The 18,059-nt window shown below is 73.0% G+C and carries 15 protein-coding genes; 10 read left to right on the plus strand and 5 right to left on the minus strand.

The genetic code is table 11. From position 1 onward, the window contains the following. The first annotated feature begins 4 nt into the window (after positions 1 to 4). Positions 5 to 2,455, plus strand: coding sequence for an XRE family transcriptional regulator (locus DRB89_RS30775; RefSeq protein ID WP_112453356.1), 2,451 nt, complete (start codon positions 5 to 7; stop codon positions 2,453 to 2,455). A gap of 114 nt (positions 2,456 to 2,569) precedes the next feature. After that, a complete protein-coding gene (locus DRB89_RS43260; RefSeq protein WP_162688796.1) occupies positions 2,570 to 2,743 on the plus strand; it encodes a hypothetical protein in 174 nt (57 codons plus the stop codon). Here the strand turns inward: DRB89_RS43260 and DRB89_RS30780 are convergent. Next, positions 2,740 to 3,951, minus strand: coding sequence for an alpha/beta fold hydrolase (locus tag DRB89_RS30780; RefSeq protein ID WP_162688797.1), 1,212 nt, complete (start codon positions 3,949 to 3,951; stop codon positions 2,740 to 2,742). The two genes, DRB89_RS43260 and DRB89_RS30780, sit on opposite strands and share 4 nt — an antisense overlap. 434 nt (positions 3,952 to 4,385) lie before the next feature. On the opposite strand from DRB89_RS30780, the gene DRB89_RS30785 reads away from it, so the two are divergent. Then, the gene (locus tag DRB89_RS30785) at positions 4,386 to 5,771 is read left to right on the plus strand and encodes a cystathionine beta-synthase (protein WP_112453947.1); all 1,386 of its coding nucleotides are present in this window, start codon (positions 4,386 to 4,388) and stop codon (positions 5,769 to 5,771) included. A 361-nt stretch (positions 5,772 to 6,132) separates the two neighbouring features. On the opposite strand, the gene DRB89_RS30790 is transcribed toward DRB89_RS30785, so the two are convergent. After that, complete coding sequence (locus DRB89_RS30790) at positions 6,133 to 6,522, minus strand: hypothetical protein (protein ID WP_112451610.1); 390 nt, start codon at positions 6,520 to 6,522, stop codon at positions 6,133 to 6,135. 396 nt (positions 6,523 to 6,918) lie between these two features. On the opposite strand from DRB89_RS30790, the gene DRB89_RS30800 reads away from it, so the two are divergent. Further along, a complete protein-coding gene (locus tag DRB89_RS30800; RefSeq protein ID WP_112453949.1) occupies positions 6,919 to 7,761 on the plus strand; it encodes a MurR/RpiR family transcriptional regulator in 843 nt (280 codons plus the stop codon). A gap of 245 nt (positions 7,762 to 8,006) precedes the next feature. On the opposite strand, the gene DRB89_RS30805 is transcribed toward DRB89_RS30800, so the two are convergent. Next, the gene (locus tag DRB89_RS30805; RefSeq protein ID WP_112453952.1) at positions 8,007 to 9,398 is read right to left on the minus strand and encodes a diaminopimelate decarboxylase; all 1,392 of its coding nucleotides are present in this window, start codon (positions 9,396 to 9,398) and stop codon (positions 8,007 to 8,009) included. 104 nt (positions 9,399 to 9,502) lie between these two features. Here DRB89_RS30805 and hutU point away from each other — a divergent pair, with 104 nt between their 5' ends. The 6 genes from hutU (at position 9,503) to DRB89_RS43265 (ending at position 16,560) form a co-directional block, all read left to right on the plus strand. Next, a complete protein-coding gene (gene hutU / locus DRB89_RS30810; RefSeq protein ID WP_112453954.1) occupies positions 9,503 to 11,188 on the plus strand; it encodes a urocanate hydratase in 1,686 nt (561 codons plus the stop codon). 35 nt (positions 11,189 to 11,223) lie between these two features. Further along, a complete protein-coding gene (locus DRB89_RS30815) occupies positions 11,224 to 12,429 on the plus strand; it encodes an allantoate amidohydrolase (protein WP_112453956.1) in 1,206 nt (401 codons plus the stop codon). Beyond that, the gene (locus DRB89_RS30820) at positions 12,420 to 13,796 is read left to right on the plus strand and encodes a formimidoylglutamate deiminase (protein ID WP_112451612.1); all 1,377 of its coding nucleotides are present in this window, start codon (positions 12,420 to 12,422) and stop codon (positions 13,794 to 13,796) included. The genes DRB89_RS30815 and DRB89_RS30820 overlap by 10 nt, the downstream gene beginning before the upstream one ends. A 40-nt stretch (positions 13,797 to 13,836) precedes the next feature. Further along, positions 13,837 to 15,015 carry an imidazolonepropionase gene (hutI, locus tag DRB89_RS30825; RefSeq protein WP_112451613.1) on the plus strand — a complete coding sequence of 393 codons (1,179 nt, stop codon included), beginning with the start codon at positions 13,837 to 13,839 and terminating at the stop codon, positions 15,013 to 15,015. A gap of 154 nt (positions 15,016 to 15,169) precedes the next feature. After that, positions 15,170 to 15,847: an LPXTG cell wall anchor domain-containing protein gene (locus DRB89_RS30830; protein WP_112451614.1), complete on the plus strand. Its 678-nt coding sequence runs from the start codon at positions 15,170 to 15,172 to the stop codon at positions 15,845 to 15,847. 263 nt (positions 15,848 to 16,110) lie between these two features. After that, complete coding sequence (locus DRB89_RS43265; RefSeq protein WP_162688798.1) at positions 16,111 to 16,560, plus strand: hypothetical protein; 450 nt, start codon at positions 16,111 to 16,113, stop codon at positions 16,558 to 16,560. A 97-nt stretch (positions 16,561 to 16,657) separates the two neighbouring features. Here DRB89_RS43265 and DRB89_RS30835 read toward each other — a convergent pair whose 3' ends face one another. Both DRB89_RS30835 and DRB89_RS30840 read right to left on the minus strand, forming a co-directional pair. Then, the gene (locus DRB89_RS30835; RefSeq protein WP_112451572.1) at positions 16,658 to 17,323 is read right to left on the minus strand and encodes a nucleotidyl transferase AbiEii/AbiGii toxin family protein; all 666 of its coding nucleotides are present in this window, start codon (positions 17,321 to 17,323) and stop codon (positions 16,658 to 16,660) included. Further along, on the minus strand, positions 17,320 to 17,643 hold the full coding sequence (locus tag DRB89_RS30840; RefSeq protein ID WP_112451571.1) for a hypothetical protein: 324 nt from the start codon (positions 17,641 to 17,643) through the stop codon (positions 17,320 to 17,322). The genes DRB89_RS30835 and DRB89_RS30840 overlap by 4 nt, the downstream gene beginning before the upstream one ends. Between the last annotated feature and the right edge of the window lie 416 nt (positions 17,644 to 18,059).

Genomic DNA, 18,059 nt, shown 5'->3' on the forward strand with positions numbered 1-18,059 from the left:
GGACGTGGAACAGCGGTCGGCCAAGGATGATCCGCAGGAAGAGCTGGCCGCCCGGCTGCGCCTGCTCCAGGAGCTGTCGGGGCTCGGCGTGCGGGCCCTCGCCAGGGACGCCGGCCTCAGCTCCTCGTCGCTGTCGCGCTACCTCGGCGGCCAGACCGTGCCGCCCTGGCCCGCGGTGATCGCGCTGTGCCGCCTCGTCAAACGGGACCCCCGCCCGCTGCGCCCCCTGTGGGAACGCACCTCCAACCCGCTGCCGGCGCCCCCGAAGGCCAGTCGCCAGGTCCAGCCGCGGCCCCGCAACGACCTGCCGCGCGACGCCCCCGACTTCACCGGGCGCGCGGACCGGCTCGCCGCCGTGCTCGCCGCACTGGAGGGCCACCGGGTGGTGGCCGTCGACGGCATGGCGGGCGTCGGCAAGACCTGCCTGGCGGTGCACGCCGCGCACGGGCTCGCCGCCGACTACCCGGACGCCCAGCTCTACGTGGACCTGCACGGGTTCACCGAGGGCCGCGAACCGCTCGATCCGGACTCCGCTCTGCGGATGCTGCTCGGCGCGCTCGACGTCCCGTCCGAGCGGGTCCCGCAGGAGGGCCTCGAACAGCTGGCCGCCTGCTGGCGCTCCGAACTGGCCGGGCGGCGGGCCGTCGTGGTCCTCGACAACGTCGCCGACGCCGACCAGGTCCGTCCGCTGCTGCCCGGCGCGGGCCCCTCGGTCGTCCTGATCACCAGCCGCAACCGGCTCGTGGGCCTGGACGAGGTGCCCCCGGTCTCGCTGGACGTGCTGAGCCCCGAGGAGAGCGCGCAGCTGCTGGCCCGCGCCAGCGGCGACGCCGGCGGCCCGGGCGGCCGGCTCGCCCGTGAACCGGAGTCCGCCGCCGAGGTGCTCAGGCTGTGCGGACACCTCCCGCTGGCCCTCCGGCTGGCCGCGGCCCGGCTGCGGCACCGGCCGGGCTGGACCGTGGGCATCCTCGTCGAGCGCCTCGCGCAGGGCGCGAGCGAGTTCGACACCGCGTTCGCCATGTCCGTACGGCAGTTGGACCGGGCCCACGCGCGGCTGTTCCGGATGCTGGGGCTGCTGCCCGGGGGATCCTTCGACGAGTACCTGGCGGCGGCCCTGGCGGACGTGCCGGTGCGCGCCGCCCGGGAGATGCTGGAGGACCTGGTCGACGCGCACCTGGTCCAGCAGCCGACGGCCGACCGCTACCGGCTGCACGACCTGGTGCACCAGCACGCCCGCCAGGCCTGCGCGGAGCAGGACCCGCCGGCCGAGCGCGAGCGGGCGCTGGGCCGCTTCCTCGACTACTACGTGCACGCGGCGGCCGCCGCGGACGCCGCGATGCCGGTCCTGTCGCCCGGCCGGGAGCCCTCGGCGGGCCGGCCCCCGGCCGAGCTCCCGCCGTTCGCGGACAGGCACGCGGCGCTGGCCTGGTTCGTCGCCGAGTACGAGAACCTGATCGCCGTCTTCGAGACCGCGGACGCCGTCGGAGCCGATGTGCACGTGTGCGAACTGCCGCGGTTCCTGCGGGCCTACTTCGCCCGGCGCTGCGGTACGACGCACCTCAACCACCTCTTCGAGCGGTCCCTGGCCGCCGCGCAGCGCCTGGACGAACCGCTGCGGCTGGCCGACGCGTACAGCGACCTGGGCTTCGCCCGCTACAACGCGGGCCGGATGGCGGAAGCCGGCGCCGCCTACGAGGCGGCCGGACTGCGGGCGTCCCAGGCGGGCGACACCCGCGCGCAGGCCGAACTGGCCGTGCGCCGCGGCTATCTGCGGTGGGAGGAGGGGAGCGCCGAGGAGCCGCTCGAACTCTTCGCCCTGGCCGGCACGTTGTACGAGGCGGCCGGATCCCCGGCGGGCGCGGCCCACGCGGCGGCGGCGGAGGCCTGGGCGCTGCTCCAACTGGGCCACCGCGAGCAGGCGGCGCGCCGAGCCCGGGAGGTGCTGGAGGTCCCCCACGCGGACCCCGCCTGGCCGCCCAGGCTGACGGCGCTGATCACCCTCGGCACGGCCATCGCCGGCGAGGCGCCGCAGGAGGCGGCGGAGCACCTGCACCGGGCGCTGGAACTGGCCCGCGAGGACGGGCACATGAACAACGAGGCGTGGTGCCTGAACTGCCAGGGCGTCGCGCTGCGCCGGATGGGCCGCTACGAGGAGGCGCTGACCAGCCACCGGGAGGCCTTCGCGCTGCTGGACGCGTTGTTCGAGGAGCACTGGAAGATCCGGTTCCTCAACGGCTACGCCGAGACCTGCCGGCTCGCGGGCCTGCCCGAGGAGGCCCTGCGGCTGCACCGGCAGGCGCTGGAGCTGGCCCCGAGGCTGGGGTACCGGCACGAGGAGGTGCTGGCCCACGAGGGGATCGCGGTCGTACTCGACGGGTCGGATCCGGCCTCGGCCGCCGAGCACCGCGCGGCGGGCCGGGCCGTCCTGCGGGAGCTCGCCCCCGAAGCCCGCTGAGCTCCCTTCTCAACAGCCCTGCCCGGAACGGCTGTTGCGGGACGCCGCCCGCTCCTGACAGCCTGGTCCCCGAGCCGGCCCGCCCGAGGGCCGGCCGGACCCCGGGGGACCGTCATGACCTTCAGAACCGCCGCCGTAGCCGTCACCGCCGCCATCGCCCTGACCGCGCTGGGCGCGGGCCCCGCCTTCGCGGACAACCACGTGGCCGTCGTGCCGCAGGGCCAGGACGGGGCCTTCGAGCACGTGGCCCCACGGACCCTGGTGGTCGGCGACCTCGCCACGAACTAGGGACTCTCGGGGCCCCAGTTGTTGGGGCAGGCGGCCGGGGTGGCCGGGGCGGGGCCGTAGGCGTAGGCCACGAAGTCCTTGAGCTCCGGGCCCCAGTAGGGCCAGGAGTGGTCTCCGGCGCCCCGGCAGTAGCGGTGGCTGACGGCCCGGTCCTTCAGGTCCTGGTGCAGGGCCGCGGTCATGGCGCCGATCTCCTGCTCGCCGGTGCCGCCCACACCGCCCGCGTACAGGGCCGTCTTCCCGCCGTACGAGGCGTACTTGCCGTCGAGCGCCAGATTGACCGGGTTCTGCCCCGGCCAGGTGCTCGGCGGCCCGAAGACCGTGGCCATCCGGTACGCGGTGTCGCCGGTCACCCGGAACTTCCCGTCGAACAGGCCCGTCCACAGGATCGACGCCCCCACCTGCCAGGTGGAGTTGGTGATGATGCTCTGCGCTCCCGGGTCGTAGATGTCCGTACCGGGCGAGAGGGCGCCGACCGCGGAGAACAGGTCCGGGTGGCGGCCGGCGTAGCGCAGGGCGCCGTAGCCGCCCATCGAGACGCCCGCGATCGCCCGCCCGGAGGCCGCCTTCACGGTGTTGAAGTTGGCGTCGATCCACGGGACCAGCTGGTTGACGTGGAAGGTCTCCCACTGCGGGGCGAAGAAGCCGTCCGTGTGGCCTGGCCAGTCGCTGTACCAGCCGGCCTTGCCACCCTCCGGCATCACGACGATGCCCTTGAAGGCGGAGTCCTTCAGGCTCGCGGTGACGTTGCCCTCGTCGGTCTTCGACCACTGCTCGACGTCGCCCGAGCCGCCGTGCAGGAGGTACAGCACGGGGTAGGGGTGCGCCGGGTCGCGCCGGTAGTCCTCCGGCAGCAGGATCCGCACCCGCACCGGCACCTGGACCGGACTGATCGACGGGGTGCCGCCGTGCGCGGCGAAGATCGCGGAGGTGGTCACGGAGGCGTCGCCCATGCGCTCGCTCTGGCCGGCGGCCGCGGACCAGGTCCGCAGGGTCAGCCCGGCGGCGTTGGGCGCGGGCAGCGAGGGCAGCACGGACGCGGCGCCCACGGGGGCCGCGGGCGCCGCGATCACGAGCGCGGCGGCGGTGGCGAGCAGCGCCGCGGCGCGGCGACGCGGGGACCGCCCCTTATACAGGACCGTCACCGGAGAGTCTGAGTTGAAGGACTTGACCTTGGCAAGGGAGGTGGCATGAAGGGCTTCGGTCAAACGGTTGAGCTACACCAGCGGGGTGTTGCCGAGGAGGATGATCATCGAGTCGTGGAATTGCACCATGTTCTCCAAGGAGGGGACTCCACGGGTTCTCCGGGAGGCACCGCCAGGCGATGAGGAAAGGGATTGGTAGACCGGCAGTACAGGGCAGGTAGATCCACAGGACACGGGGACAGCGCAGGGAAGCGGCCGTGAGGGCGAGGAGGTGGCTTGAAGGATGTCCAGAGCGAGGAAGGCCCGCCGCGATCCGGCGTGCCGTCCTCGCTCTGGACATCCTTCAAGCCACCTCCTCGCCCTCACGGCCGGTTCCCTGCGCTGTCCCCGTGTCCTGTGGACCTACCTGCCCTGTACTGCCGGTCGACCAATCCCTTTCCGCATAGTCTGGCGGTGCCTCCCGGAGAACCCGTGGAGTCCCCTCCTTGGAGAACATGGTGCAATTCCACGACTCGATGATCAGCCTCGTCGGCAACACCCCGCTGGTGAAGCTCAACCGTGTGACCGAAGGCCTGCAGGCCACCGTCCTTGCCAAGGTCGAGTACTTCAATCCCGGCGGCTCGGTGAAGGACCGCATCGCGGTCCGGATGATCGAGGCCGCCGAAGAGAGCGGAGCGCTCAAGCCCGGCGGCACCATCGTGGAGCCCACGAGCGGCAACACGGGTGTAGGACTCGCCATCGTGGCCCAGCAGAAGGGCTACAAGTGCATCTTCGTCTGTCCTGACAAGGTCTCGGCGGACAAGATCAACGTCATGCGCGCCTACGGTGCGGAGGTCGTGGTCTGCCCGACCGCCGTCGACCCCGAGCACCCGGACTCGTACTACAACGTGTCCGACCGCCTCGTGCGCGAGACGCCCGGCGCCTGGAAGCCCGACCAGTACAGCAACGCGAACAACTCGCGCTCGCACTACGAGACCACCGGTCCCGAGCTCTGGGAGCAGACCGAGGGGAAGATCACCCACTTCGTGGCCGGCGTCGGCACGGGCGGCACGATCTCCGGCACCGGCCGGTACCTCAAGGAGGCCTCCGACGGCCGCGTGAAGGTCATCGGTGCGGACCCCGAGGGCTCGGTCTACTCCGGCGGCTCGGGCCGCCCCTACCTCGTCGAGGGCGTCGGCGAGGACTTCTGGCCGACCGCCTACGACCCGAACGTGACCGACGAGATCATCGCGGTGTCCGACAAGGACTCCTTCCAGATGACCCGCCGCCTCGCCAAGGAGGAGGGCCTGCTCGTCGGCGGCTCCTGCGGCATGGCGGTCGTCGCCGCGCTGCGCGCCGCCGAGGGCCTGGGCCCGGACGACGTGGTCGTCGTCCTGCTCCCGGACAGCGGGCGCGGCTACATCAGCAAGATCTTCAACGACGAGTGGATGGCCGGGCACGGCTTCCTGGAGGACGCGGGCCCCTCCGCCCGCATCCGGGACGTGCTCGCGGACAAGGCGGGCGCCATCCCCTCCCTGGTCCACATGCACCCCGAGGAGACCGTCGGCGAGGCCATCGAGGTGCTGCGCGAATACGGCGTCTCGCAGATGCCGATCGTCAAGCCGGGCGCCGGCCACCCCGACGTGATGGCGGCCGAGGTCATCGGCTCGGTGGTCGAGAAGGAGCTGCTGGCGGCGCTGTTCGCCCAGCGCGCTTCCCTGGGCGACCCGTTGGAGAAGCACATGAGCGCCCCGCTGCCGCAGGTCGGCTCCGGCGAGCCGGTGTCCGAGCTGATGGCGGTGCTCGGCGAGGCGGACGCGGCGATCGTGCTGGTCGAGGGCAAGCCCACCGGTGTGGTGAGCCGTCAGGACCTGCTGGCGTTCCTGGCCAAGGGCGCCAAGTAGCCCTCGCGGGGCGGCGTGAGGGCGACGCGCAAACGGTACGGGCCCGACACGTGGCGGCAGCACCCGCTTAACACGACTCCGGCACAGTGGTGGTTGTCGGCAGGGAAGCCCGGGAAACCGGGACCGGCCGGCACCACGAACGGCGTCAGCGCAACTCCGGAGCGGCTCCCGGACCGCGTGGACGCCACGGACGCGCGGACGGCCCTGACCCGGCCCGTGTCCTTCGCGGGGACCGCCGTCGTCCCGCCCCCGGGCAACCGGGGTGCGGCGGTTCCCGCGCCAAATCCTTCGGCGCCCCCGCGGGGAGCGCACCGAGAATCCCCCCGGACCCGGTCCGGGGGGATTTCGCGTTCCCGGCCGGTCAGTCCAGCGGATCCCGGGCGGGGCGGCGCGGGAACCCGGTGGCGTGGACGAAGTTGACGCCCAGGATGCCGAGCCAGACGACCACCAGACCGCTCAGATCGGCCTGGGCGGCTCCGATCGCGGAGAGCGGGATCGCCAGCACCAGGGTGATGATCGCGAAGCCGAAGCGTTCGCCGAAGTTGCCGTCCGCCGAGGACCGCGCCGCGGCGCCCCCGCCGTGGTACTCGCCGCGCGCCGCCGAAAGGCGTTCCTCCGCGAGGCGCCTGCGGACCTGCGTGTCGACCTTCTCGACGAACGAGTCGACCAGCGCGGCCTCGTACTCCGGCCCCAGTTCCCGCCGGGCGTCGAGCGTGGCGGCGAGTTCCTTCTTGAGCTCTTGGGACTCCATGCGGCCAGCCTAGGAACGGGCGTCTCCACCGGCACTGGGGTTAGCCCCCGTATCGCGCCGGACGAGCGTGCGGACGGGGCGGACGACCAGGAGGGCGAGGGCGCGGCCCAGGCTGATCAGGGAGCCGGCCAGCAGCAGGGGGCGGACGCCGAAGACGGCGCTGGCGGGGCCCGATGCCGCTCACCCCGTAGCCGAGCGAGCGCATGGCCACGGCCATGGCGACCGGCATCATCGTGTCGCCCGGCATCGAGACGACGCGGGCGGTGCCGGGCGCCCTTCGGGCGCCCCTCCGGGGGTCTCGGATCGCGGGCGCGGGTTGCCGTCCTGCATAACCGCATGCAGAGTGCTCCGTGACTGAATATCCCACCGGTGACGGGCGGGACGGAGGGGAACGGGATGAGCGAGAGCCCTGCGGCGCGGCTGCAGAAGCTGTTCGAGGGACACCGGCTGACGCCGACCCAGCGGCGCATCGCGCACTGCATGGTGCGCGGGGCGGCGGAGGTGCCGTTCCTGTCGAGCGTGGAGCTCGCCGAGCTGGCCGGGGTGAGCCAGCCGTCGGTGACCCGGTTCGCGGTGGCGCTGGGCTTCGACGGCTATCCGGCGCTGCGCAAACACCTGCGGGAGGTGGCGCCCGGCGCCCGGACCGGGACCGCGGACGAGGACGCGTACAACGAGTACCAGCAGGCCGTCCAGGGCGAGATCGAGAACCTGCGGCAGCTGTCCGCCATGCTCGCCGACCCGGCGCCGGTGCGGGAGGCGGGGCGGCTGCTGGCCGCGTCGCGCCCGCTGCCCGTACTGGGGCTGCGCGCGGCGTCCTCGCAGGCGCGCGGGTTCGCGTACTTCGCGGCGAAGGTGCACCCCGACGTACGGCTGCTCGACGAGGGCGGCTCGATGCTCGCGGACCGGATCGACGCGGCGGCGGGCGCCGGGGCCTCGGCCCTGCTGTGCTTCGCGCTGCCCCGGCACCCGAAGGAGGTCGCGGAGGCCCTGGACCACGGGCGGGCGGCCGGGCTGACCGTGGTGACGGTCGCCGACTCGGCCTTCGCGCCGGTGGCCCGCCATTCGGACTTGCTGATCCCGGCGCCGGTCGGGACCGGACTGGCCTTCGACACGGCGTGCGCGCCGATGCTGCTGGGGCGGGTGCTGCTGGAGGCGATGGCGGACGAGCTGCCGGACGCGCAGGCGCGGCTGGAGGCCTTCGACGCGCGGGCCGCGGCGCGCGGCCTGTTCGTGGAGTAGGCCCGGCCCTCGCGGCTCAGCGGTAGTCGAGCTCCGCCAGCCCCGGCGCTGACCGCCACTTTGGCGGCCTGAGAACGGGCCCGGGCCCACCCGTGCGGCGCCGTTGCCGGGGGCCGGCCTCCGGACCCCGGCGCCTCAAAGGGCTGGAAGACCCAGCCCCGCCAGGGGGCACCTCCCAGCGGTAGCTGGGGGAGTTTGAGGGCGCGGGGTCCGGGGCGGAGCCCCGGGGGCTTGGCGCGGCCAGGTCAGAGGTCGCGCCCGGTCGGGTCGCAGGCCGCGCCGAGCCCGGTCAGGGCGTCGCGGAGCGAGCCGCCCGCTTCCGCGGTGATGTCGGACAGGGACTGGGCCGGGCGGACCAGGGCGAAGCGGACCCCGCCCGACTCCGTGAGCGTGAAGCCGTGCACGGCCGGCCGCGGCAGGCTGTTGTAGCCGTAGTGGGCGGTGAACGCGTACGCCCCCGTGTCGGGGACGGCGACCAGGTCACCCGGCGACAGGAGCGGCAGCTCCCGCGCGGCCGCCAGGAGGTCGCCCGCGAAGCAGGCGGGCCCGGCGACGTCCTGCGCGACGGGCGGCCCGGTCAGCGGAGCACCCTCGGCGTCGTAGGGCAGGATCCGCAGCGGCCAGGCCGCCGGCGCGTACACCGTGCGGGTGGCCAGCTGGACCCCCGCGTGCGTCAGCGCGATCGCCCGCCCGCCGGCGGTCTTCGTGTACTCCACCCGCGAGAGCGCCAGCCCGTGCTTGGCCAGCAGGGACCGGCCGAACTCCGTGACCAGCCCGTACGCGCCGGAGAAGAGCCCCGGGACGGCCGAGCGCAGCGCCGACACGTACTCCCCGTAGCCCGGGCCCCCGGCGTCCGAGGAGAAGTCCACCGGCAGGCCGCCCCCGATGTCCAGGGTGTCGATCTGCCGCCGCCCGGCGGCCGCGTTGATCTCCTCGGCCAGCGCGTACAGCTCCCGCACCCCTTCGGCGATCAGCGCCAGCGGAACGCCCTGGGAGCCCGAGTGGGTGTGCAGGCGGGTGAGCCACGGCCGGTCCAGGAAGGCCCGCACGAGCCATGCGCGGGCGCCCGGATCGCGCAGGGCGATGCCGAACTTCGAGGTCGCGGTCGCGGTGGAGAGGGCGTCGATGGTGCCCGCGCCGGTCTGCGGGTTGATCCGTACGCCGATCGGGGACCCGGTGGGGGCCGAGGCGACGAGCGCGTCGAGCCGCTCCAGCTCCTGGCGGTTGTCGGCGTTCACCGCGATGCCGAGCGCGAGGGCCTCGCGCAGCTCGGCGGCCGTCTTGGCGGGGGAGTCCAGGACCGTGTGCTCCGGCGCGACCCCGGCCGCGCGGGCCAGCGCCAGCTCGCCGGGGCTGGCCACCTCGCAGCCGATCCCCGCGTCGGCGAGCAGCCGCAGGACCGGCACGAGCGGCGCGGCCTTGACCGCGAAGGCGTGCAGGACGGGGGTGCCGGGAGCGAGAGCGCCGGCGAAAGCGCTGGTCAGAGCTGCCGCGGAGGCGCGGATGCCGGCCACGTCGAGCAGGCACACCAGGGGCGGGTCCTCGCCGATCAGGCCCTGCTCCACGGCGGCCCGCACGGCCTCGTCGCGCCGCCCGGCGGCGGAGCCGGCGCCTCGTCCACGCGTTTCGACTGCCATGTCCGCCATCCCATCATCCGGCGCGGCGGCCCGCAGCTGTTGACTGAATCTATTCAGGGAGCAAGGATGTGAATGGATTGACCAACACCGGAGGAGGCACCGCCATGTCAGGACCCCGCCCCGTACGTGCCGCACGAGGTACCGACCTGAGCACCCTGGGATGGCAGCAGGAGGCCGCGCTGCGGATGCTCCAGAACAACCTCGACCCCGAGGTCGCCGAGCACCCCGACAAGCTCGTCGTCTACGGCGGCACCGGCAAGGCCGCGCGCGACTGGCGCTCGTACGACGCCATGGTCCGCACCCTGCAGACCCTCAAGCAGGACGAGACGATGCTCGTCCAGTCCGGCCGCCCGGTAGGCGTGATGCAGACGCACGAGTGGGCGCCGCGCGTCCTGCTCGCCAACTCCAACCTGGTCGGCGACTGGGCCAACTGGGAGGAGTTCCGCCGGCTGGAGAACCTGGGTCTGACCATGTACGGCCAGATGACGGCCGGTTCGTGGATCTACATCGGCACCCAGGGCATCCTGCAGGGCACCTACGAGACCTTCGCGGCCGTCGCGGCCAAGCTGCATTCAATCGGCAAGGGAGGGGTCAACGGGACTCTCGCCGGCACCATCACCCTCACCGCCGGCCTCGGCGGCATGGGCGGCGCCCAGCCCCTGGCCGTGACGATGAACGACGGCGTCGCCATCTGCATCGACGTCGACCCGCGCGCCATCGACCGCCGCATCGAGCACCGCTACCTGGACGTCAAGGCCGACAACCTGCGCCACGCGCTCCAGCTGGCCGTCGAGGCCCGCGACGCCCGCAAGCCGCTCTCCATCGGCCTGCTCGGCAACGCCGCCGACCTCCTGCCGCAGATGCTCGCCGAGGGCGCCCCGATCGACATCGTGACGGACCAGACCTCCGCCCACGACCCGCTCGCCTACCTGCCCGTCGGCGTCGACTTCGACGACATGGCGGACTACGCGGCCAAGGACCCGGCCGGGTTCACCACCCGCGCCCGCGAGTCCATGGCCACGCACGTCGAGGCCATGGTCGGCTTCATGGACGCCGGCGCCGAGGTCTTCGACTACGGCAACTCCATCCGCGGCGAGGCCCAGCTGGCCGGCTACGAGCGCGCCTTCGCCTTCCCCGGCTTCGTCCCCGCCTACATCCGGCCGCTGTTCTGCGAGGGCAAGGGCCCCTTCCGCTGGGCGGCGCTGTCCGGCGAGGCCTCGGACATCCACAAGACCGACAAGGCGATGCTGGAGCTCTTCCCGGAGAACGAGTCCCTGCACCGCTGGATCAAGATGGCCGGCGAGCGCGTCCACTTCCAGGGCCTGCCCGCGCGCATCTGCTGGCTCGGCTACGGCGAGCGCGACAAGGCCGGCGAGCGCTTCAACGAGATGGTCGCCGACGGCACCCTCGCCGCCCCGCTGGTCATCGGCCGCGACCACCTCGACTGCGGCTCGGTGGCCTCCCCGTACCGCGAGACCGAGGCCATGCTCGACGGCTCCGACGCGATCGCCGACTGGCCGCTGCTCAACGCCATGGTCAACGTGGCCTCCGGCGCCTCCTGGGTCTCCATCCACCACGGCGGCGGCGTCGGCATGGGCCGCTCCATCCACGCGGGCCAGGTCACGGTCGCCGACGGCACCAAGCTCGCGGGCGAGAAGATCCGCCGCGTCCTGACCAACGACCCGGGCATGGGCGTCATCCGCCACGTCGACGCCGGCTACGACATCGCCGAGACCGTCGCCGACGAGCGCGACGTCCGCATCCCGATGCGCGAAGGCGACCAGGCGTGACCCAGGAAGCCGCCGCCGGAGCCTCGTTCCACGAGATGTGGGCCGAGCTCCGGCCCATCGGCCGGGACAAGGACAGCGGCGGGTACCGCCGTTACGCCTGGACCGGCGCCGACGCCGACTGCCGCACCTGGTTCCAGGCGCAGGCCGAAGCGCGCGGGCTCGCGTACGAGACCGACCGCAACGGCAACCAGTGGGCCTGGCTCGGCGCTGAGACGTACAAAGACGTCCTCGCGGGGGACGCCGTCGTCACCGGCTCCCACCTGGACTCCGTCCCCGACGGCGGGGCCTTCGACGGCCCCCTCGGGGTGGTGTCCTCCTTCGCGGCCCTGGACGAACTCCGCAGGAGGGGAGCGGAGTTCTCCAGGCCCCTCGCCATCACCAACTTCGGCGACGAGGAAGGCGCCCGCTTCGGGCTCGCCTGCGTCGGCTCCCGGCTGGCCGCCGGGCAGCTGACCAAGGAGAAGGCGTACGAGCTCCGCGACGCGGACGGCGTACGCCTGCCGGAGGCCATGGAGGCGGCCGGATACGACCCCGGCACCATCGGGGCCGACCCCGAACGCCTGGCCCGCATCGGCGCCTTCGTCGAACTCCACGTGGAACAGGGCCGGGCCCTGGACCTGTCCGGCGACCGGGTCGGCATCGCCTCCGCGATCTGGCCGCACGGCCGCTGGCGCTTCGACTTCCGCGGCGAGGCCAACCACGCGGGCACCACCCGCCTGGTGGACCGCCGCGACCCGATGCTCACCTACGCGCAGACCGTGCTCGCGGCCCGCGCCGAGGCGGCCCTCGCCGGGGCCGTGGCCACCTTCGGGAAGATCTCCGTCGAGCCCAACGGGGTCAACGCCATCCCGTCCCTGGTGCGCGGCTGGCTCGACTCACGGGCATCCGACCAGGCCACCCTCGACACGGTCGTGACCGCGATCGAGAAGGCCGCCCGCGAGCGCGCCGAGCAGGACGGGATCGACCTCGACATCGTCCGGGAGTCCTTCACCCCGGTCGTGGAGTTCGAGCACGCCCTGCGCGACGAGCTCAACCGGATCCTCGGCGGGGCCGTCCCGGTCCTCGGCACGGGCGCGGGACACGACGCCGGAATCCTCTCGGCGGCCGTCCCGACCGCGATGCTGTTCGTACGGAACCCCACCGGCGTCTCCCACTCCCCGCGGGAGTCCGCCGACGAGGACGACTGCGTTGCGGGCGTCCTCGCCCTCGCCGACGTACTGGAAGGCCTCGCATGCAGTTGAAGGGGCACGTGCTGAAGACGTACTGGCTGGAACACGCCTGGCTCGGCACCCATGTCGAGCCGGGCGTCACCCTGGAGGTCGCGGACGACGGGCGGATCGCCGCCCTGCGGACCGGGCCCGGGTCCGAGACCCCGCCCCCGGGCGCGGAGGTCCTGCGCGGCCTGACCCTCCCGGGCCTCGCCAACGCGCACAGCCACGCCTTCCACCGGGCCCTGCGCTCCACCGTGCAGCTCGGCTCCGGAACCTTCTGGACCTGGCGCGACTTCATGTACAAGGTCGCCCAGAACCTCACCCCCGAGAGCTACTTCGCGCTCGCCCGCGCGGTGTACGCCGAGATGGCGCTGGCCGGCATCACGAACGTCGGCGAGTTCCACTACGTCCACCACGCGCCGGGCGGAGTCCCCTACGACGACCCCAACGCCATGGGCGAGGCGCTGATCGAGGCCGCCGCCGAGGCCGGCATCCGGATCACCCTCCTGGACACGGCCTATCTCGCGGCGGGCATCGTGAACGAGCACCGCGGCGAGGCCCCCAACCCGCACCAGCTGCGCTTCTCCGACGGGACCGCGGAGGCCTGGGCCGAGCGGGTGTCCGCCCTCAAGCCCCGCGGGCACGCCCTGATCGGCGCGGCGATCCACTCGGTGCGCGCCGTGCCGGCCGGGCAGCTCGCCACAGTGGCCCGCTGGGCCGAGGAGCGCCGGGCCCCGCTGCACGTCCACCTCTCGGAGCAGACCGCCGAGAACGACGCCTGCCTCGCCGCCCACGGGCGCACCCCGACGCAACTGCTCGCCGACCACGGGGTGCTGGGCCCGCGCACCACCGGCGTGCACAACACGCACCTCACGGACGCGGACATCGCGCTGCTCGGCGGCACCACCACCGGCACCTGCATGTGCCCCACCACGGAGCGGGACCTCGCGGACGGCATCGGCCCGGCGGTACGGCTCCAGCACGCGGGCAGCCCGCTCTCGCTGGGCAGCGACAGCCACGCGGTGATCGACCTGCTCGAAGAGGCGCGGGCGATGGAGCTGAACGAGCGGCTCAGCAGCCGCACCCGGGGGCACTGGACGGCGAACGCGCTGCTCACCGCGGCGACGGAGGACGGCCACGCGGCCCTCGGGCGGCCCGACGCGGGCCGCCTGGAGGCGGGCGCGCTCGCGGACTTCACCACGATCGCGCTGGACTCCGTCCGGACGGCGGGGGCGCTGCCGCGCCTCGGTGCGGAGACGGCCGTCTTCGCCGCCACGGCGGCGGACGTCCGCCACACGGTCGTGGCCGGCCGCCACATCGTCCGCGACGGCGCGCACGCGCTGATCGGGGACGTCCCGTCGGCCCTGGCCGAAGCCATCGCCGCCCTCCGGGGCTGACCCTCCCCGGGAACGAATCCACTCGACCACCCGAGGAACCATGACCACCACCGCCATCACCAACATCGGCAGCCTCGTCACCAACGACCCCGCCCTCGGCGACGGCACCCCCCTGGGCCTGATCCAGAACGCCGCCGTCGTCATCGACGGCGACCGCGTCGCCTGGGTCGGCCCCGCCGACCGGGCCCCCGCCGCCGACGCCTCGTACGACGCGCAGGGCCGCGCCGCCGTCCCCGGCTTCGTCGACTCGCACTCCCACCTCGTCTTCGCGGGCGACCGCACCGCCGAGTTCAACGCCCGCATGTCCGGCCGCGCCTACTCCGCCGGAGGCATCCGCACCACCGTCGCCGCCACCCGCGCCGCCACCGACGCGGAGCTCGAGGCCAACCTGGTGCGCCACCTCGACGAGGCCCGCCGCCAGGGCACCACCACCTTCGAGACCAAGTCCGGCTACGGCCTCACGGTCCAGGACGAGGCACGAGCACTGCGCATCGCCGCCGCGCACACCGAGGAGGTCACCTACCTCGGCGCGCACATCGTCTCCCCGGACTACGCCGACGACCCGGCCGGCTACGTGGACCTGGTCACCGGCGAGATGCTGACCGCCTGCGCCCCGTACGCCCGCTGGGTGGACGTCTTCTGCGAGAAGGGTGCCTTCGACGGGGAGCAGGCCCGCGCGATCCTGACCGCCGGCGCGGCCGCCGGGCTGATCCCGCGCGTCCACGCCAACCAGCTCTCCCACGGCCCCGGCGTACAGCTCGCCGTCGAACTCGAAGCGGCCTCCGCCGACCACTGCACCCACCTCACGGACGCCGACGTCGACGCCCTCGCGCAGGCCGCCGCGACCACCGTGGCCACCCTGCTGCCCGGTGCCGAGTTCTCCACGCGCGCCCAGTGGCCCGACGCCCGCCGGCTCATCGACGCGGGTGCCACCGTCGCGCTGTCCACGGACTGCAATCCCGGGTCCTCCTACACGAGTTCGATGCCGTTCTGCATCGCGCTCGCCGTCCGCGACATGCGGATGACCCCGGACGAGGCCCTGTGGTCCGCCACCGCCGGCGGCGCCCGGGCGCTGCGCCGGACCGACATCGGGGCGCTCACCCCCGGCGCCCGCGCGGACCTGGTCCTGCTGGACGCCCCCAGCCACGTCCACCTCGCCTACCGGCCGGGCGTCCCGCTGGTTTCGGCCGTCTGGCAGAAGGGCTGCAAGACGGTCTGAACCCATCCGTAACAGGACAGCGTCGGTGCGGCCGCGGGCCGTTGATCCGGCGCTGTCCTGTGTCTTCCCTCCGTAAGGCCCCGGGCGTACCTTGAGCCACCAATCTGATGTGCCGTCAGTAACTTGTGGCCCGAAAGTCGAGGGGAAGACGAAGGTGTCCGACCGGAAACGATCCACCGCGCTCGCGCTGGCCTCCGCGCTGGCGGGAACGGCGGTCCTGCTGGCCGCCCCCGCAGCCGAAGCCGCCGTGATCGACGTCCAGTACGACTGCAAGACCCCCATCGGGGACAAGTCGGCGGTCTCGCCCATCGACATCAAGGCAGTCGAAGAGGGCAGCGGCTACAAGCTGACGATGACCTTCCAGAAGGGCGTCTCCTCCAGCCCCATCGAGCTCGGCAAGGGCGCGATGAGCCCCAGCGCCGTCATCCTCGTCGACGGCGCCGAGAAGGTCTCGGTCCCGGTCTCCGGCCCGCCCAACGCCGAGGCCCTGCCCGCCGAGACGCCCATCAAGATCACCGACCTCTCGGGCACCTACACGCCCAAGAAGAGCGGCAAGGTCACCTTCACCGCGGGCGTCCTCACGATCAAGGCGATGGGCACGACCACCACCTGCACCCCCGGCAACAGCCCCAAGCCCTCCCTCGAGCTGGACGTGGAGGGATCCGGGGGAACCGCCCCGCAGTCCGGCGCCGGCCCCACCGACGACACGCTCCCGCAGACCGGTCCCGAGGACTCCGCCATCGCGCTGGGCACCCTGGGCGCCACCGTGCTGCTCTCCGGCGCCGCCGGCGTGCTCTGGCTGACCCGGCGCGGCCAGCGGGCCCGGTCCTGAACGGAGCACCCCCGGTCATGCCCGCGCCCCACGCTTCCGGCGCTCCCCGCCGGCCCGCCCGCCCTCCCGACCATGCGCCTGGTCGCCTACCGCCTCCTGGCCGCCTCACCGGCATCGCAACCCCTGGCTATGACGACTTCTTCGGGAGTCGTCTGCCGAGGATTTCGGGAGGCACGTGACTCGGGTTGAGTGATCAACATCGACAAGTTTTGATGTCGAAAGCGTGTGCGGTCGAAGGTCTCGGTCTGCTTCATAATCCAGCTGTGGACATATCCGATGAGGGCCAGCCGCTCGATCCCGTCTGGTTTGAGATCAACAACAACGTGTGTGGCGGCCTGGCAAGGTCCCCGAGTGCCTCGTTGATAGCCGGGAAGTTCATCGGGGCAGGCTGGAGTTCCAGATCGGCTTCGTGGGAGTCGTATGAGGTCGAAACTGGCTGGTGTCGCATCGAGGTCGACTCGACCGAGGGTGACACGCTTCTGAACGGAGTCGTTGATCCTCAGCGGTTCGAGGATCTGGCAGAGCTGCTGACCCAGTTCGGTCTGCCGTTCAGTCTTGAGCTCTATGGCGATGACGGGGAACTGCTGCGGGAAATCGAAGCTGAATCCCTGTCAGCGCCTCAGGACTCAGTTCCTCGGCCGCTCAGCCGGCTGCGCGCTCTGCCTGGGCTTTGGTCGCAGCGAGGCGGTAGGACTCGGTTCCGATCTGGATGATGTTGCCGCCGAGGGTGCTCGCTCCGAGAGCCGCATGGTACCGACCGCCTCGGCCGCAGGTCGTGAGGAACGTCCGGGGCCGGGCGAGCGCGTGGTCTCAAGCGCCGTGGTCGTGGTCGTGCAGGCGCTGGTCGAGGTCGTCGGCCCAGCGGCGGGCCCAGGTGCGGAGCTCGGCGATGTCGTCCTCGGTGAGGCCGTAGGCGGCGAACTCGTAGTCGTCCGCCCGGTCCGCTCCGGTGAGGCGGTCGCGAAGGCCCTGGAGGCGGAACTCGTCGCGGCCGTGCCGCTCGCCGAGGCGCTCGAGGTCGGCCGTGGTGCGGTGGCGGGAGGCTGCGTGGACATCGATGAAGTCGCGGGCCGCCCCACGGTCGGCCAGGGCGCGGACCTTCGTACCGATGACGGAGTCGAGGGTGAGGACGGGCCCGTACGCGCTGAGGGCCGGCGGGTTCCAGAAGTGCTCCTTGAGCACGTCGACCTCGCACTCCTCACCGGTGGCGGGGTCGACCGCCATCAGCCTGGCCGACAAGGGGTCCACGGCGATCACGCGCACCTGCCAGCCGCGCGACGTCAGGCCCTGCTCCAGGCCGGCGGCGATCTCCGCCATCGGGGCGGGGTTCTCGGTGGCGACGTCGAGTTCCTGGCTGAGGTGTTCGACCAGGCCGTGGGCCTGGACGGCGTACCCGCCGGTGATCACGAGGGGGTACGGGGCGCCGATGTCGATCACGGCGGCGAGGAGCCGTCGGTGCAGGTCGCTCAGTTTCACGCGGCGGCGGACCCCGCCGCCGCGCCGAGCTCGGGGAACGCGTCCTCCCAGGCCTCGCGCAGGTGCCCGCTGACCAGGGTGCGCAGGACGGGCCACAGCTCCAGCAGGAGCTCGCGGTCCAGCAGGTTCACGAGGTCCTCGTGCTGCCCCTCGGCCAGGACGGTGCGGTAGAGGCCCATGCGCAGGCGGGGCCGGTCCACGTCGTACGCGCGCAGTCCGGACCAGGCGACGTTCAGCGGCAGCTCGACCACACCGTGCGTGGGACCCGCGAGCTCCTTCAGCGAGGCGGGCAGGCGGCCCGCGTACCGGGCGTGGAGCACCTCGGCCGCCGAGGTGCTCCCCGCTGCTGGAGGAGAGCGTGACCATGAACCCGATTATCCCGCGCGTCCCGCGCGTCCCCGGTACCGCAGACGCGCGTACGGCCCCACTGGCCGCACCGGGCATCCTGCGCACGGCCCAGCCGGACTACGACTGCTGCCTACATCCGCGTACGCCTTCTGCCGCTGCTCCCACGCCCTGCGGGGACGAGTCAGGGGGTGGTCAGGGGGGTGGAGATCGGGTCGGCGGTCGTGAGGCGCGGGGGCACTGACACCGCGGGTCCGGCCGGGTGCCGGAGCCGACCTGAGAATGGGCGAGGGATCGGAGCCGGGCAGCAGCCGGAACTGCTACTGCTACTGCTGGTGGTGGTGGGTGCTGTCACCCGGCACACGCCGTCTGCTCCCGCTGATATGTTCGG

Source organism: Streptomyces sp. ICC4 (assembly GCF_003287915.1).
Classification (GTDB): Bacteria; Actinomycetota; Actinomycetes; order Streptomycetales; family Streptomycetaceae; genus Streptomyces; species Streptomyces tritrimontium.

What these genes read in the sequence shown, in the direction of transcription:
- hutI (WP_112451613.1), top strand. Translation starts at nt 13,837, where the DNA reads ATGACCACCACCGCCATCACCAACATCGGCAGCCTCGTCACCAACGAC.
- DRB89_RS30815 (WP_112453956.1), top strand. Translation starts at nt 11,224, where the DNA reads ATGTGGGCCGAGCTCCGGCCCATCGGCCGGGACAAGGACAGCGGCGGG.
- DRB89_RS30805 (WP_112453952.1), bottom strand. Translation starts at nt 9,398, where the DNA reads ATGGCAGTCGAAACGCGTGGACGAGGCGCCGGCTCCGCCGCCGGGCGG.
- DRB89_RS43260 (WP_162688796.1), top strand. Translation starts at nt 2,570, where the DNA reads ATGACCTTCAGAACCGCCGCCGTAGCCGTCACCGCCGCCATCGCCCTG.
- DRB89_RS30800 (WP_112453949.1), top strand. Translation starts at nt 6,919, where the DNA reads ATGAGCGAGAGCCCTGCGGCGCGGCTGCAGAAGCTGTTCGAGGGACAC.
- DRB89_RS30790 (WP_112451610.1), bottom strand. Translation starts at nt 6,522, where the DNA reads ATGGAGTCCCAAGAGCTCAAGAAGGAACTCGCCGCCACGCTCGACGCC.
- hutU (WP_112453954.1), top strand. Translation starts at nt 9,503, where the DNA reads ATGTCAGGACCCCGCCCCGTACGTGCCGCACGAGGTACCGACCTGAGC.
- DRB89_RS30820 (WP_112451612.1), top strand. Translation starts at nt 12,420, where the DNA reads ATGCAGTTGAAGGGGCACGTGCTGAAGACGTACTGGCTGGAACACGCC.